A 15,385-nucleotide genomic window follows, 5' to 3' on the forward strand; every position below is an offset into this window, starting at 1 on the left:
CGTTTCCCGTTGCCGGTGTTCCGTGTCGATGGAGGCGCATTATAGGGAGTTTCCTCAGGCTGACAAGTGTTTCTTCGAATTAATTTACTGAGCGCATCTTTTTTAAACGAACGGCTTAAAAAGAGACGTTTCATGGCCGAATAACGCACAAAAACAGCGATCAAACGTTGTAAAGAGACCTGCCGTTGGGGGTTACGGGTGCTATTATTTTGCTTCTTCTCGCAGGATAACCCCAGGAAGGACACTCAATGATAAAATCCTCGCGCAGCATGGCCGGTTTGCCATGGATAGCGGCTATGGCCTTTTTCATGCAGTCACTCGACGCCACTATACTGAATACTGCCCTGCCCGCTATCGCCACCAGCCTCGACCGCTCTCCCCTGGCCATGCAATCCGCCGTTATCAGTTACACCCTCACTGTCGCGATGCTGATTCCGGTCAGCGGCTGGCTCGCCGATCGCTTCGGCACGCGTAAGGTATTTATCATTGCGGTTTCGCTGTTCACCCTCGGCTCGCTGGCGTGTGCGCTCTCACCGACGCTTTCGGTGCTGGTTATATCGCGAATCGTGCAGGGCGTGGGTGGCGCAATGATGATGCCGGTCGCACGACTTGCACTGCTACGCGCCTATCCGCGCAGTGAACTGCTGCCGGTGCTCAATTTCGTCACCATGCCAGGATTGGTTGGCCCGATACTGGGCCCGATGCTGGGCGGTGTGCTGGTCACCTATGCGACGTGGCACTGGATCTTCCTAATTAATATCCCGATAGGTATTCTCGGCATTATCTACGCACGCAAATATATGCCGGACTTCACCACGCCTAAGCGCCGCTTCGACTTTCTGGGTTTTATACTGTTCGGGGCTGGGCTGGTAATGATCTCGATTGGGATTGAGCTGTTCGGTGAGCGGATTGTTTCCGCCTGGCTGGCTGGCGGGATATTACTCAGCGGCATCGTGCTTTTACTTCTCTATATAGTGCATGCCCGAAATCACCCGTCGCCCCTCATCAACCTGCCGATGTTTAAAACCCGGACCTTCTCGGTTGGCATTGGCGGCAACATTGCATCACGTCTCGGTACCGGCTGCGTCCCCTTTTTAATGCCGCTCATGTTGCAGGTTGGCTTTGGCTATTCAGCTATTATTGCAGGCTGCATGATGGCACCTACCGCCATTGGTTCAATACTGGCGAAGTCGACGGTGACACAACTGCTGCGCTGGCTGGGTTACCGCCGCCTGCTGGTCAGCATCACCGCTATTATTGGCATCCTGATCGCCAGCTTCTCTCTGCAGTCGCCTGCTGAAAGCATCTTTGTGCTGTTGCTTCCGCTGTTTATTCTCGGCATGGCGATGTCTACGCAGTTCACCGCCATGAACACTATTACTCTGGCCGACCTGGATGATGATAATGCCAGCGGGGGTAACAGCGTGCTGGCCGTGACGCAGCAGTTAGCGATCAGTTTTGGTGTGGCGGTCAGTGCTGCGGTACTGCGCTTCTATCAGGAGTTTGAAACCAGCACCATTTCACAGTTCCATGCCACGTTCCTGACCATGGGTGTCGTTACCGTGCTTTCAGCGCTGACTTTTCTGCTGCTGAAAAATGGCGATGGACGTAATCTGATCACGAATCGCGACAGGAAGAAAAAGCGCTAAACTGAGCCACGTACCACCAGCTCCGGCGTCAGCACCAGCGTTTGCTGGCTGGCGTCGGGATCGCTGAGACGATGAATTAAGGTATCTATCGCCAGTTCGCCCAGCGCATCTTTGGGCTGGTGAATCGTACTCAGTGGCGGAGTGAGATAGCGCGCCAGTTCAATATCGTCATATCCCATGACCGCCATCTGCTGCGGAACCTGCATGCCAGCCTGATAGAGGGCGTGATAAACGCCGACAGCCATCGCATCGTTACTGGTAAATACTGCTTCCGGCAGCGTTTCCAGCGCCAGCAACTCGACCATCCCGTTGTAGCCACCCTGAAATTCAAAGTCACCATTCACGATATAGCCAGGCAAAATCTCCAGCCCACTCTTAGTCATGGCGTTGCGATAACCTTCCAGGCGCATACGGGCCGGGGTTTTATCCTGGGGACCGGCGATACAGGCGATGCGGGTATAGCCGCTGTCGATAAGATGCTGAGTGGCCAGCTCGCCGCCCAGCAACGCGTTATCCTGAATGATGTCACCGCGACCTTCAAACGGTGCCCAGTCCATCATCACCGCAGGTATAGAGGGATAACGATTCAGGATGTCTGCCGACGGCAGGTGACTTTCAGTGCACATGATCAGCAAACCATCGACACGCTTCTGCATCAGCGTTTCCAGGCTGTGGTTCATCCGCTCCTCATCTCCCGCCGTATTACAGAGAATCAGGCTGTAGCCACGCTGATAGCAACTCTCCTCCACGCCCCGCACCACTTCAGCATAAAAAGGGTTACTGCTGGTAGTCAGCAACATACCGATAGTGTGCGTCTGATTGATTTTCAGACTGCGCGCCAGTGCAGAAGGGGCGTAGTTAAGATGACGTATCGCCTGCTCAACTTTTTCCCGCACGCCTTCACTGACAAAGCGGTTGTTATTAATAACGTGCGAGACAGTGGAGGTAGAGACGCCCGCCAGGCGAGCGACATCTTTCATGGTACTCAATCGCTTAACCCTGCTGCTGCAAAAATTCATCGATCTCCGCGCGCCACGGCACGGAGGGCTGTGCACCTGAACGCGTAACGGCAATCGCGGCGGCGGCATGGGCAAATCGCACCGCGTCGTACATTGGCTTCTGCTCCAGTCGTGCCGTAATAAAGGCACCGTTAAAGGTGTCGCCTGCGGCGATGGTATCAATAGCTTTAACGCTGAAGCCCGCAATACGCTGACCGTCTCCCTGCTCGCTCAGCCAGACACCGCGGCGTCCCAGCGTAATCAGTACCGTGCCGATGCCTTTCGCATGCAGTGCTGCCGCCGCGCGGGCCGCATCTTCATCATTGTTAACCGCAATACCGGTCAGACTTTCTGCTTCGGTCTCATTCGGGGTAATAATATCAATCAGCGCCAGCAGCTCATCGGAGAGAGAGGTAGCGGGTGCCGGATTGAGAATAACCTGCGTCTGATGCTGCCGGGCAAATGTCGCGGCAGCCAGCACGCTCTCCAGCGGTGATTCCAGCTGCATTAACAGTGCATCGGCATCGGCAATAACCTGCTGATGACGCGCCACGCAATCGGGCGTTAGCGCCGCGTTTGCACCAGAGTAGATGCCGATATTGTTCTCACCGTCACCGTTGACGAAGATCATCGCCACACCGGTCGACTCGCCCTCAACCACCTCTACAGGGGTTGTATCAATATTGTCCTGTGCGAGCTGCTCACGAATACGTTCGCCAATGTCGTCAGCGCCCACACAGCCAATAAAGGCGATATCGGCACCCGCACGACCCGCGGCGACCGCCTGATTCGCGCCTTTACCGCCAAACGCAACCTGATAATTCTGCCCGATCACCGTTTCACCGGGACGAGGGAAGTGCGCCAGATTAAGGATGTGGTCAGCATTAATGCTGCCAAGAACGGCCAGTTTTGCGTTTTTGCTCATTAGGGGAGTCCGAAATAAGTGCGCCACCGGGAGGGTGGCGCGGTGCCCTGCTTTTCTTTGAGTTATTGAGTGACCAGCTTCAGGTCGACCGGATTGATCGCCTTCACTTTTTCACCCTTCAGCACTTTATCAGCGGTGTCCACGCCGATCATGCCAATTTTTTCTGGCATCTGTGCCACGGTGGCAGACAGTTTGCCAGCTTCTACGGCTTTCACGCCATCAGCAGTGCCGTCAAAACCCACCACGATCACACCAGTTTTTCCGGCAGTCTGCAGCGCACGCAGTGCACCCAGCGCCATTTCGTCGTTCTGAGCGAATACTGCCTGAACGTCCGGGTGTGCCTGCAGCAGGTTCTGCATGACGTTCAGACCTTTGGTGCGGTCAAAGTCAGCAGGCTGGCTGGCGAGGATCTGGAATTTATGCGCATCAGCGGCCTGTTTGAAGCCTTCGCCACGTTCGCGGGCAGCAGAGGTTCCGGCAATGCCCTGCAGCTCAATAATTTTGGCCTTTTCGCCGACTTTTTTGGCGATGAAGTCACCGGCCATTTTACCGCCGAAACGGTTATCGGAAGCGACGTGGCTGACCACCGTGCCCTGTGCCGCAACGCGGTCCAGCGTGATGACAGGAATATTCGCCTGGTTAGCCATCTTCACGGCGTTGCCCACAGCATCAGAGTCAGTCGGGTTGATCAGCAGCAGCTTAGTACCGCGAACGGTCAGATCCTGCACGTTCGCCAGCTCTTTAGCCGGGTTGTTCTGTGAATCCAGCACCACCAGGTTGTAGCCCAGTTTGTCCGCTTCTTTCTGAGCACCCTCTTTCAGAGAAACAAAGAACGGGTTGTTCAGGGTTGAAACCACCAGCGCGATGGTATCTTTTGCCATGGCGCTGGTACTGAGCATTGCGCCGAGGATCATGGCCAGTGCGGTTAACTTTTTCATCTTATTATCCTGTGTAAGGTCAGAGTTATTTACTGCTTTTATTATCCACCAGCACCGCCAGCAGGATGACCACCGCTTTAACGATCATCTGGTAGTACGAAGAGACGCCCATCAGGTTCAGGCCGTTGTTCAGGAAGCCGAGGATCAGCGCGCCAATCAGGGTGCCGAAAATACGGCCTTTACCGCCAGCCAGGCTGGTTCCGCCCAGCACGACCGCAGCAATTGCATCCAGCTCATAGCCGGTACCCGCTGTCGGCTGTGCTGATGAGAGACGCGCCACTTCAATGGTGCCCGCCAGCGCTGCCAGCATGCCGCTCAGTGAATAGACGATGATTTTGACGCGATTCACATTGATGCCGGAGAGACGCGTTGCCGCTTCGTTACCGCCAAGCGCATAGATGTAGCGACCCAGACGCGTGTGCTGCAGCATGTACCAAGCGGCGATAAAGACCAGCGCCATGAGCCAGACCGGCGCAGGGATACCCAGCGGGCGACCAATACCAAACCAGCCCAGTAGATCGGCATTGGCACTGAAACCGGTGTTAATCGGGCTGCCGTCGGTATAGACCATGGTCACACCGCGCAGCAGCAGCATCATAACCAGCGTGGCGATAAAGGCCTGAACCTTGCCGCGCGCCACAATGGTGCCGGTCAGAGCACCGATTGCCGCACCCAGCGCCAGCGAAGCCGCCACCGCGACCAGAGCATTGACCTCCATGCCCACCAGCGATGCACCCACTGCGCCCGTCAGAGCCAGCAGCGAACCCACCGAGAGGTCGATACCGGAAGTCAGGATCACCAGCGTCATCCCGACCGCCATAATGGCGTTAACCGAGGTCTGCTGCAGAATGTTGAACAGGTTCGCCACGGTAAAGAAGTTCGGGCTCTGGCTGGCCACCACGGCGATCAGCACCATCAGCGCAATCAGCGACTTCTGTTCCAGCAGCCAGCTTTTGCTAAACCAGCGACGGCTGGCCGGTAAAGTTTGGGTCGTCATACCACTAAATCCTCGCTGTGTTGCTTGCCTACGGCGGCTGCCATCAGGCTTTCCTGAGTGGCGTCTTCACGGGTAAATTCGCCGCTGATACGGCCTTCATGCATCACCAGAATTCGATCGCTCATGCCCAGCACTTCCGGCATTTCCGAGGAGACCAGGATGATGCTCAGCCCTTCGGCTTTAAACTGGTTAATCAGTTGATAGATCTCTTTCTTCGCACCGACATCCACACCGCGGGTCGGTTCGTCCAGAATCAGCACGTTAGGGCGGGTCATCAGACCGCGGGCAATCGCCACTTTCTGCTGGTTGCCGCCTGAAAGCAGGCCAATCGGCTGCTCCATAGAAGGCGTTTTCACGTTGAACAGCCGGATAAAATCGCCTACCGCCAGCTGCTCTGCCGCATGTTTCAGCGTGCCGCTGCCGTGACTGAAATAGCCTAATGCCGTCAGCGACATGTTCTCTTTCACTGACATGCCCAGCACCAGACCATCACGCTTACGATCTTCCGAGATGTAGACGATACCGTTAGCCAGCCCGTCCTGCGGCGAACGCGTCACCACTTCCCGTCCATTAAGCCACATTGCACCTTCACGACGCGGCAGCGCGCCGTAGAGCACCTTCATCAGTTCGGTGCGGCCCGCGCCCATCAGACCCGAGATGCCAAGGATTTCGCCTTTGCGCAGAATGAAGCTGACGTTCTCCACGCCCGGCCCGCTGACGTTCTCCACTTTAAGCCGCACGTCGCCTGGCGCCTGATCAAGATGCGGATATTGATCTTCCAGCTTGCGCCCGACCATCATCTCGATCAGGCTCTCTTCGGTCAGCTCGCTGACCGGACGTTCAGCAATAAACTGACCGTCGCGGAATACCGTGACGTCATCGCAGATCTCAAAGATCTCTTTCATGCGATGCGAGATATAGACGATGCCGCAGCCCTGCGCTTTCAGTTCGTTGATCACCCGGAACAGCGACAGCGTTTCGGTATCGGTCAGCGCATCGGTCGGCTCATCCATGATGATGACCTGCGACTCAAAGCTCAGCACTTTGGCGATTTCGACCATCTGCTGATCGCCAATCGACAAATCGCCCACCAGCTTGTGGCTGTTGAAGCGCAGATTGAGCCTTTTGAGCAGCGCATCGGCTTCGGCATACATACGCGGCCACTGGATACGGCCAAAACGCCCCACATATTCGCGACCGAGAAAAATATTCTCCGCCACGGTTAACTGAGGGATCAGGTTCAGCTCCTGATGGATGATGCCAATGCCCGCTTCCTGTGACGCTTTCGGTCCACTGAAACGGGTCTCTTTGCCGAGCCAGCGCAGCGTACCGGCATCATATTGATAGATCCCGGTCAGCACTTTCATCATGGTGGACTTGCCTGCGCCGTTCTCGCCCACCAGCGCCATCACGCGTCCTGCACGGACATTCAGCGACGCCCCCTTCAGGGCTTTTACGCCCGGAAAGGATTTTTCAATGCCGTCGAGTTGCAGTAAAGGTTGCATAGCGGCCTCAGAAGGTCACACCGGCGCTGAGGATGACATTCGCAAACGGAGAGCACTCTCCGCTCCGAATGACCGCCTGACTACGCTGCGTTTGTTGTTTGAATTGTTCATGACTGGTGTAGCTGATGGTGATGCGATTCCCCTGGTGCTGTTGCAAGGCTTCGAGCACGGCGACAAGCGCGCTATGAAGGTGCGGATTATGCTGCTTAATCTCCTCCGCGATCAGGGCGCTCTCTACCTGCATCTCCAGTGCGACAGCATTAACCACCTGCATAAAATCGGGCGTACCCGGCGTGAGCGCTAAGTCGATGCGCTGCGGTCCAGCCGGAATCGGCAAGCCAGCATCGGCAATCGTCAGCGTATCCGTGTGTCCCAGGCGGGCAATCACATGTGAGAGTTCAGCGTTTAACAGGCGACCTTTTTTCATTTTTTTACTCCACAGCGAAACGTTTCGCTGTCTGGAGTGTATGAAAAGCCGCCATCAACTCAACCGGCAAAGAAGAAATCTGTGATCGCTATCGAAACGTTTCGCTCACGCGGGAGGAAATTTGCATTAAGGCGGGGAAGGGGACGCAAAAAGGGCCGTGAATGCGGCCCGGCAGGAGGGAATTAAGGCAGTTTCTTAACCTGCTTAACATCCATCTCAATGCTGTTGAAATCTTTATCCAGTTCACCCGTCAGCTCAACGTTATCTTTGGGCGTGATGGTCTGGCCGTTCCAGTGCTTGTGGTCGATTTCAACTTTCATGGTGCCCGTCTGGTCGCGGAACAGATAATCTTCCTTGCCGATCTGTTTTTCCAGCTTGCCGCGTACGGTGATCCAGCTGTCATCTTTCATCTCTTCAGCCTGCTTCACGGTCACCACACTGGTGTGATCGGCACTGAAGCCGCCCTGACCGGATGCTGACGGCGTCTGTGCGGCTGGCGCACTGGGATCAACAAATCCGCCCTGCTGTGCAGCGAAAACCGGGGCGGAAGCCAGCATAACGACGGCCAGAATTGCAGCGTGCTTTTTCATGGTGTACCCCTTTCTCAGTGGTGTTTTCGGTTTGAATACGCCCAGTTGACCACAGAGTTCTTAACAGCTTCTTAAGCGTGAAAAATAAGCCATTTTCGCCGAAATCAGCTGTACAGTGAGGAAGTTGCTTCGTATAAAACGCTATCGGAACAGGGAGACGTGATGCGTATTTTACTGATTGAAGACGATCGCTTAATTGGCGACGGTATCAAAGCGGGGCTGAGTAAACTGGGCTTCAGCGTTGACTGGTTTACGTCTGGTGAGGCGGGCTGTAACGCGCTGGAGGCCGCGCCCTGGGATGCGGTGATCCTGGACCTTTCTCTGCCTGAGCGGGATGGACTCGATATCCTGCGGCAGTGGCGGCAGCAGGGAAATGATGTGCCGGTCCTGATACTGACTGCCCGCGATGCGCTCGATCAGCGGGTTGAAGGCCTGCAGATGGGAGCCGATGACTATCTGTGCAAGCCCTTTGCCTTAACCGAAGTGGCCGCGCGCTTACAGGCGCTAATCCGCCGCCGTCACGGTCAGCTGCAGCCCGAACTCCGTCACGGTAACGTGGTACTGATCCCCGGCAGTCACAGTGTGATGCGCGAGGGCGAGACGATTGAGCTGAAAAGCCGTGAACTGGCGCTGCTGGAACTCTTTATGCGCAACCCGGGCCGGGTGCTGACGCGCAGCCAGCTGGAAGAGAAGCTCTACAGCTGGGATGCCGACGTCTCCAGCAACGCGGTAGAAGTGCATATCCATCATCTGCGTAAAAAGCTGGGCAGCGCGTTTATCCGCACGCTGCACGGCGTCGGTTATACCCTGGGAGCCGCTGAATGCGATCAATGAGCCTGTTTCTGCGGCTGGGCCTCGGTTTCGTGCTGCTGCTCGGCCTCTGCTGGGCCAGTGCCAGCCTGAGTGCCTGGCATCAGACCCGTGAAACCCTTGATGAGCTGTTTGATACCCAGCAGATGCTGCTGGCCAAGCGCCTGCTGACGCTGGATTTCTCTTCGCTGGACAACACCCTATTGCCCCGAACCAAAGCGATGCTGCGGCACCATCGTGGCGATCAGGATGACGATGCCCTGGCCTTTGCTGTCTTCACACGTGACGGCAGGCAGGTGATGAATGATGGCGATAATGGCCGCTATCTGCCGTTTGAGGCGGACTATCAGGGATTTCATGAAGGACAGCTCACCAATGATGACGATCGCTGGCGGTTTGTCTGGCTGACCACACCGGATCAGAAGTTCCGGGTAGTCGTCGGTCAGGAGTCGGAATACCGCGACGACATAACACAGGATCTGATGAAAGCCAGTATGCTGCCCTGGCTGATCGCGCTGCCGTTTATGCTGCTGTTACTCATCGGACTGGTCTGGTCTGAACTGCGACCGCTGAAGACGCTGGCGCAGCAGCTGGCGCAGCGCGCGCCTGATGACGATACGCCGCTGCAGGCAGACCGCGTGCCGAAAGAGGTACAGCCGCTGATGATGGCGCTCAATGGCCTGTTCAGCCGCATCAGCGCCATGATGCAGCGTGAACGTCGCTTTACCTCCGATGCCGCACATGAGCTGCGCAGTCCGCTGGCCGCTCTGCAGGTGCAAAGCGAAGTGATCCAGCTGACGGCGGATGACGAAGTGATGCGAACCCATGCGCTGCAACAGCTGGATGCCGGCATTGCACGCGCTACGCGGCTGGTGGATCAGCTGCTGACGCTTTCGCGGGTTGAAGCCGATGATGCACGCAGCGCCTTCGAACCGGTGGCGCTGAAACGCACGGTGCAGGAGACGATCGCCGCACAATTGCCGCTGGCCGATAAAACCGGCGTCACCCTGCGGCTGCACGCGGAGGCCGATCCGCAGATTCAGGGTCATCCACTGTTACTGTCACTGCTGGTGCGGAATCTGCTGGATAACGCCATTCGCTATACGCCTGCGGGCAGCGAAGTCGATGTGCGGTTGCAGGCAAACAGCCTGTCGGTAGAGGATAACGGTGAGGGTCTGAGTGCTGCCGACCTGCAACGGCTCGGTGAGCGTTTCTGGCGACCGCCAGGTCAGGAGAAGAGCGGGAGCGGGCTGGGATTATCGATAGTGCGTAATATCGCCCAGTTGCATGGGATGCAGGTTACGTTCAGCCAGCGACCCGGCGGCGGCTTGTGCGTCACGCTACGCTGGTCAGCGCCCGCCCCGTAAGGCGGGCGCTGCCAATCAAATCTCGACCTGGGTGCCCAGCTCAATCACGCGGTTTGGCGGGATCTCAAACTGGTCTGGCGCACGGAGCGCATTGCGCTGCAGCGCCAGGAAGAGTTTGCCGCGCAGGCGCAGATACCACGGCCGTTTGCCGATGATCAGCGACTCATGCGACATAAAGAACGAGGTCTCCATCATGCGGCAGTTAAGTCCTTCCAGCCCGCAACGGTGGAAAATCTCCTCAACGTTTGGCGTCTCACGCCAGCCATAGCTTGCCACCACCCGCCAGAAGGTCGGCGACAGCTGCTCAATGGTGACACGACGCACGTTGTGCACGTATGGCGCATCTTCAGTGCGCAACGTCAGCAGCACGACCCGCTCATGCAACACTTTGTTGTGCTTGAGGTTGTGCAGCATGGCAAACGGAATCACATTCAGGGCACGCGACATATAGACCGCTGTGCCCGGTACGCGAACCGGTGGCGATTTCTCCAGCGACGCGATCATCGCCTCCAGGGAGTTACCATGTTCGTGCATACGGCGCAGCAGACGGAAACGTTCGCTTTTCCACGTCGTCATAATGATAAACATCACCAGGCCGAGACAGAGCGGCAGCCAGCCACCAGAGAAAATTTTCACCAGGTTAGCGGTAAACAGCGGCACGTCAATGCAGAGCATCAGCACCAGGATGACGGCGACCGCCAGCTTGTTCCAGTGCCAGTTTTTAACCGCCACGGTGCAGGAGAGCATTGCCGTCAGCACCATGGTGCCGGTCACCGCAATACCGTAGGCCGCAGCCAGATTACTTGAATGCTCAAAGCTGATAATCACAATCAGCACGGCGAAGTAGAGCACCCAGTTGATCACCGGAATATAAATCTGGCCCGATTCGCGCTCAGAAGTGTGGATGATACGCATCCCCGGCAGATAACCCAGTCGCACCGCCTGACGCGTCAGCGAGAAGACACCGGAGATCACCGCCTGCGAAGCGATCACCGTAGCCAGCGTCGCCAGAATCAGCATCGGGATCAGCGCCCAGTCCGGGGCCAGCAGAAAGAAAGGGTTTTTAATTGCTTTAGGATCGCTGAGTAACAGCGCGCCCTGACCAAAGTAGTTCAGCACCAGCGACGGCAGCACCACCGAAAACCAGGCCAGCCGAATCGGCACTTTACCGAAGTGCCCCATATCGGCATAAAGCGCCTCGACCCCGGTAATCGCCAGTACAACTGCACCGAGGGCGAAGAACGAAACGGACTTATAGTGCAGGAAGAATTCCACCGCATAGGCAGGATTCAGCGCATGCAGCACGTCCGGATTTCGCATGATGCCCATGACACCCAGGATCGCCAGCACCAGAAACCAGACCAGCATTACCGGCGCAAAGAGTTTACCCACCATACCGGTGCCATGCTTCTGAATGGCAAACAGCAGCGTCAGCACCGCAATCGACATCGGCACAATAAAGGGATCCAGCGACGGCGCGGCAATCTCCAGGCCTTCGATGGCGGACATCACCGAAATGGCTGGCGTAATTACCACCTCTCCATAGAAGAAGCTGCCACCAATCAGGCCCATGATCACCAGCACCGCCGTGGCGCGTGCACCGGTATGGCGACCTGCCAGCGACATCAGGGTCAGAATCCCGCCTTCCCCGGCGTTGTCGGCGCGCATCACATAACTGATGTACTTCAGTGAGACCACCAGCACCAGCAGCCAGAAAATCAGCGACAGAAAGCCAAATACCGCTTCCCGCTCAACGCCGAAACCAAACTGTCCGGAGAGACATTCACGCAAGGTATACAGCGGACTGGTGCCGATATCCCCGTAAACAACACCAATGGCGGCCAGCGTTAATCCGCGAAGTGACTGCTTATTATCCGAGCTCATAGAGTTATCTTTTGTTGGAGTCTAAGAGGTACAAAAACCCCTCGCTCAGGCCATCAAAAAGCGCACAGTATGCACGGTTTAACGAAAATTCCTATACCCGCTTCGCCTCGCGGTCAGGGTAACGGGGTCATTTCAGACGATAAATTGTCATTCGGCACCACTTTAAAACAGGCAAACCTTCTGAAACAAAAAAGCTGACAGCTATCAACGCTTTCACGCATGATGATCTATAGAGTAAGGCGCTTGCTTAAGCGCGGCGGCCCGACGATCGTAAGGACATTGATGTGATTATGGCTCAACCCCATCTTTTGGCAGAAAGAATTTCTCGTCTTAGCAATGCGTTAGAAAAAGGATTATATGAACGGCACCATGCCATTCGCCTTTGCCTGCTGGCCGCGCTGAGCGGTGAAAGCGTGTTTCTGCTGGGACCGCCGGGCATCGCCAAGAGCCTGATTGCCCGCCGCCTTAAATATGCCTTTCAGCACGCCCGCGCCTTTGAATATCTGATGACCCGTTTCTCCACGCCGGAAGAGGTGTTTGGCCCGCTCTCCATTCAGGCACTGAAAGACGAAGGACGCTACCAGCGTCTCACTAAAGGCTATCTGCCCGACGCCGAGATTGTTTTTCTGGATGAGATCTGGAAAGCCGGCCCGGCGATTCTGAATACCCTGCTGACCGCTATCAATGAGCGCCGCTTCCGCAATGGTGACAGCGAAGAGACCATCCCGATGCGGCTGCTGGTTACCGCTTCCAACGAACTGCCGGAAGCGGATAGCGGCCTTGAGGCGCTTTATGATCGAATGCTGATCCGCCTGTGGCTGGATAACGTGCATGAGAAGCAGAACTTTCGCAGCATGCTGACCCACCAGCAGGATGAGCACACCAATCCGGTCGCGGAGTCCCTGCGCATCAGTGATGAAGAGTATGCGCAGTGGCAGCTCGGCATCAGCCAGGTCAGCCTGCCCGATGCCGTCTTTGAGCTGATTTATCAGCTGCGTCAGCAACTGGAGAGCCAGCCTGCCGCACCTTACATTTCCGATCGTCGCTGGAAAAAAGCCATCCATCTGCTGCAGGCCAGCGCCTTCTACAGCGGTCGCAATACCATTGCCCCGATAGACCTGATCCTGCTGAAAGATTGCCTCTGGCACGACGTCGCCTCCATGCAGTTGCTGGAACGAGAAATCGATCAGCTGATGACGCAGCACGCCTGGCAGCAGCAGCCAATGCTGCTGAAACTGCAGCAGATAAAAGCGCGTCGTCTGGCTCTGCAACAGCAGCAGAGCATCGCGCAGGCGATCACTCTGGAAAGACACAGCGGCATGTTCAGCCGCAAGCCCCATTACGATTTGCCGGAAAGCTTTACCGATGAGCAACTGACGCTGATGCTGCAAAAGCCGCTGATGCTGCATGACATGCAGGTAAGCCATATTGTGATTGCGCGTGATGCCCTGAATCAGTGGCTGCAGAAAGGCGGTGAGGTTCGCGGCAAGCTCAATGGGATTGGCTTTGCACAAAGCCTGGATTTACAGGTGGATGCGCAGCACTGCCTGGCTATCCGTGATGTGAGCCTGCAATCGTCACGTCTGATGCTGCCAGGCGTCAGCAACAGCGAGCCGTTGCCCGGTGAAATCACCGAAGCACTGGATGCGCTGGAAAGTGAGCTGCGGTCGCAGCGTCATCTGTTCAGCCAGCATCAGCGCTGCCTGTTTATCAGTGATGACTGGCTGGCGCGGGTCGAAACCAGCCTGCAGGATGTGGCAGAACAGCTGAAACAGGCGCGTAAATGATCTCAGTCGAGACGCTGAGCACGCTGCTCTCAGTGGGTGAGACCGAACTGATTGAAGAGCTGATTATTGCCCTGCTGGCGTCCCCACAGCTGGCGCTGTTTTTTGAAAAATTCCCCGGACTGAAAAAAGCGCTGCTGCGCGATGTGCCACGCTGGCGAGCGGAGATTAGTGCTGAACTCAAAGACACGCCGGTTCCGGCCACGCTGGCCGAAGAGTTTCAGCTGTTCCAGCGCATCCAGCTCCTCAGCGATCGTGAATTCAGCCAGCAGCTGACTGCCACACTTGAGGCGCTTCAAAGCCTGCCGTCTCCTTTTCTTGATGAAGCTAACCGGCTGCTGCAACACACCGATATCGGGCATCTCAGCAGCGCGCAGCACCAGCTTTTTTTACAGCGCTGGCGGCTGAGCCTGACCTTACAAACTCTGACGCTGAATCAGGATTTGCTGGAGCAGCAGCGCGAACGCCTGCTGGCGGAACTGCAGCAGCGCATGGCCCTGAGCGGTCAGCTGGCTCCGATTCTCAGTGACGATGATGAAGCCGCCGCTGGCCGGCTGTGGGACATGAGCAAAGCGTCACTGCAGCCCGGCGATTATCAGCTGATGCTGCAATATGGCGACTTTCTGGCGCAGCAACCGGAGCTGCTGAAGCTGGCCCAGCAGCTGGGTCGCAGCCGCGAGGCAAAATCGGTGCCGTCACAGGATGCCCCGATGGAAGCTTTTCATCATCTGGTGCAGGAGCCTGCATCCGTGCCGGAAGAGGTCAGCGGCATTCATCAGAGCGATGACGTGCTGCGACTGTTACCGCCGGAGTTAGCCGCGCTGAGCATCAGCGAACTGGAGCTGGAATTTTACCGGCGGCTGGTCGAGAAACGGCTGCTGACCTATAAGCTGCAGGGCGATGCCTGGCATGAAAAGGTGACGATGCGTCCGGCCAGCCACCAGCAGCATGAAGAGCAGCCGCGCGGGCCGTTTATCGTCTGCGTGGATACCTCCGGTTCGATGGGTGGCTTTAATGAGCGTTGCGCTAAAGCCTTTTGTCTGGCACTGCTGAAGGTCGCGCTGGCCGATCGCCGTCGCTGCTACATCATGCTGTTTGCGCATGAGGTGATTGGCTATGAGCTGACCGGTGAGGACGGACTGGAGCAGGCGATTCGCTTTCTGAGCCAGCGTTTCCGTGGCGGCACCGATCTGGCCGCCTGTCTCTCTTCGGTTGTCACCCGAATGGAAGGCGCACTGTGGGAGGAAGCCGATGCGGTGATCGTTTCCGATTTTATTGCCCAGCGTCTGCCGGAAGAGGTCATCGGGGCGATCAAAAAGCGCCAGCGACATAATCAGCAACGTTTTCACGCCGTGGCAATGTCGGCCCACGGGAAACCAGGTATTCTGCGCATCTTCGACCATATCTGGCGCTTCGACACCGGCATGAAAAGCCGCCTGCTGCGCCACTGGCGCCGTTAAGTCATCTTGCAGAAATGCTTATTTGCTATAGTGAATTACCGTTTCACTTAC

At 56.6% G+C, this 15,385-nt stretch carries 13 protein-coding genes and 1 pseudogene; 5 read left to right on the forward strand and 9 right to left on the reverse strand.

What is annotated here, in order from left to right; all coding sequences use genetic code 11:
* A pseudogene (locus IBT54_RS25185) lies at positions 1 to 245 on the reverse strand (hypothetical protein); the annotation flags it as partial.
* 3 nt (positions 246 to 248) lie between these two features.
* Here IBT54_RS25185 and mdtD point away from each other — a divergent pair.
* Positions 249 to 1,649, forward strand: a complete 1,401-nt coding sequence (gene mdtD / locus IBT54_RS11965) for a multidrug transporter subunit MdtD (RefSeq protein WP_033784332.1) — start codon at positions 249 to 251, stop codon at positions 1,647 to 1,649.
* On the opposite strand, the gene rbsR is transcribed toward mdtD, so the two are convergent.
* The 7 genes from rbsR to IBT54_RS12000 form a co-directional block, all read right to left on the reverse strand.
* Positions 1,646 to 2,638 carry a ribose operon transcriptional repressor RbsR gene (rbsR, locus tag IBT54_RS11970; RefSeq protein WP_370585068.1) on the reverse strand — a complete coding sequence of 331 codons (993 nt, stop codon included), beginning with the start codon at positions 2,636 to 2,638 and terminating at the stop codon, positions 1,646 to 1,648. The genes mdtD and rbsR overlap by 4 nt on opposite strands.
* Positions 2,639 to 2,642: 4 nt before the next feature.
* A complete protein-coding gene (gene rbsK / locus IBT54_RS11975) occupies positions 2,643 to 3,572 on the reverse strand; it encodes a ribokinase (RefSeq protein ID WP_201252209.1) in 930 nt (309 codons plus the stop codon).
* A 62-nt stretch (positions 3,573 to 3,634) separates the two neighbouring features.
* Entirely contained in the window at positions 3,635 to 4,510 is an 876-nt protein-coding gene (gene rbsB, locus IBT54_RS11980; protein WP_201252210.1) for a ribose ABC transporter substrate-binding protein RbsB, read from the reverse strand.
* A gap of 25 nt (positions 4,511 to 4,535) precedes the next feature.
* A complete protein-coding gene (gene rbsC, locus IBT54_RS11985) occupies positions 4,536 to 5,507 on the reverse strand; it encodes a ribose ABC transporter permease (protein ID WP_013359547.1) in 972 nt (323 codons plus the stop codon).
* Entirely contained in the window at positions 5,504 to 7,012 is a 1,509-nt protein-coding gene (gene rbsA, locus IBT54_RS11990; RefSeq protein WP_201252211.1) for a ribose ABC transporter ATP-binding protein RbsA, read from the reverse strand. Before rbsA ends, rbsC begins: the two co-directional genes overlap by 4 nt.
* Before the next feature lie 7 nt (positions 7,013 to 7,019).
* Positions 7,020 to 7,439 (reverse strand): D-ribose pyranase, encoded by a 420-nt coding sequence (rbsD, locus tag IBT54_RS11995; RefSeq protein ID WP_033784336.1) that lies wholly within the window; start codon positions 7,437 to 7,439, stop codon positions 7,020 to 7,022.
* Positions 7,440 to 7,621: 182 nt separating this feature from the next.
* Complete coding sequence (locus IBT54_RS12000; RefSeq protein ID WP_033784337.1) at positions 7,622 to 8,029, reverse strand: YgiW/YdeI family stress tolerance OB fold protein; 408 nt, start codon at positions 8,027 to 8,029, stop codon at positions 7,622 to 7,624.
* 162 nt (positions 8,030 to 8,191) lie between these two features.
* Here IBT54_RS12000 and qseB point away from each other — a divergent pair, with 162 nt between their 5' ends.
* Together qseB and qseC are read left to right on the forward strand one after the other, a co-directional pair.
* Positions 8,192 to 8,863 (forward strand): quorum sensing response regulator transcription factor QseB, encoded by a 672-nt coding sequence (qseB, locus tag IBT54_RS12005; protein WP_061061170.1) that lies wholly within the window; start codon positions 8,192 to 8,194, stop codon positions 8,861 to 8,863.
* Complete coding sequence (gene qseC / locus IBT54_RS12010) at positions 8,851 to 10,206, forward strand: quorum sensing histidine kinase QseC (protein WP_201252212.1); 1,356 nt, start codon at positions 8,851 to 8,853, stop codon at positions 10,204 to 10,206. Before qseB ends, qseC begins: the two co-directional genes overlap by 13 nt.
* Positions 10,207 to 10,221: 15 nt before the next feature.
* On the opposite strand, the gene kup is transcribed toward qseC, so the two are convergent.
* Entirely contained in the window at positions 10,222 to 12,090 is a 1,869-nt protein-coding gene (gene kup / locus IBT54_RS12015) for a low affinity potassium transporter Kup (protein WP_013359553.1), read from the reverse strand.
* Positions 12,091 to 12,380: 290 nt separating this feature from the next.
* On the opposite strand from kup, the gene ravA reads away from it, so the two are divergent.
* Entirely contained in the window at positions 12,381 to 13,877 is a 1,497-nt protein-coding gene (gene ravA / locus IBT54_RS12020) for an ATPase RavA (RefSeq protein WP_013359554.1), read from the forward strand.
* Complete coding sequence (gene viaA, locus IBT54_RS12025) at positions 13,874 to 15,334, forward strand: ATPase RavA stimulator ViaA (protein WP_033784340.1); 1,461 nt, start codon at positions 13,874 to 13,876, stop codon at positions 15,332 to 15,334. The genes ravA and viaA overlap by 4 nt, the downstream gene beginning before the upstream one ends.
* Positions 15,335 to 15,385 lie beyond the last annotated feature (51 nt).

Source organism: Pantoea sp. S62 (genome assembly GCF_016658625.1).
GTDB classification, from domain to species: Bacteria; Pseudomonadota; Gammaproteobacteria; order Enterobacterales; family Enterobacteriaceae; genus Pantoea; species Pantoea vagans.

What these genes read in the sequence shown, in the direction of transcription:
- mdtD (WP_033784332.1), top strand. Translation starts at nt 249, where the DNA reads ATGATAAAATCCTCGCGCAGCATGGCCGGTTTGCCATGGATAGCGGCT.
- rbsK (WP_201252209.1), bottom strand. Translation starts at nt 3,572, where the DNA reads ATGAGCAAAAACGCAAAACTGGCCGTTCTTGGCAGCATTAATGCTGAC.
- rbsB (WP_201252210.1), bottom strand. Translation starts at nt 4,510, where the DNA reads ATGAAAAAGTTAACCGCACTGGCCATGATCCTCGGCGCAATGCTCAGT.
- rbsC (WP_013359547.1), bottom strand. Translation starts at nt 5,507, where the DNA reads ATGACGACCCAAACTTTACCGGCCAGCCGTCGCTGGTTTAGCAAAAGC.
- rbsA (WP_201252211.1), bottom strand. Translation starts at nt 7,012, where the DNA reads ATGCAACCTTTACTGCAACTCGACGGCATTGAAAAATCCTTTCCGGGC.
- rbsD (WP_033784336.1), bottom strand. Translation starts at nt 7,439, where the DNA reads ATGAAAAAAGGTCGCCTGTTAAACGCTGAACTCTCACATGTGATTGCC.
- IBT54_RS12000 (WP_033784337.1), bottom strand. Translation starts at nt 8,029, where the DNA reads ATGAAAAAGCACGCTGCAATTCTGGCCGTCGTTATGCTGGCTTCCGCC.
- qseB (WP_061061170.1), top strand. Translation starts at nt 8,192, where the DNA reads ATGCGTATTTTACTGATTGAAGACGATCGCTTAATTGGCGACGGTATC.
- qseC (WP_201252212.1), top strand. Translation starts at nt 8,851, where the DNA reads ATGCGATCAATGAGCCTGTTTCTGCGGCTGGGCCTCGGTTTCGTGCTG.
- kup (WP_013359553.1), bottom strand. Translation starts at nt 12,090, where the DNA reads ATGAGCTCGGATAATAAGCAGTCACTTCGCGGATTAACGCTGGCCGCC.
- ravA (WP_013359554.1), top strand. Translation starts at nt 12,381, where the DNA reads ATGGCTCAACCCCATCTTTTGGCAGAAAGAATTTCTCGTCTTAGCAAT.
- viaA (WP_033784340.1), top strand. Translation starts at nt 13,874, where the DNA reads ATGATCTCAGTCGAGACGCTGAGCACGCTGCTCTCAGTGGGTGAGACC.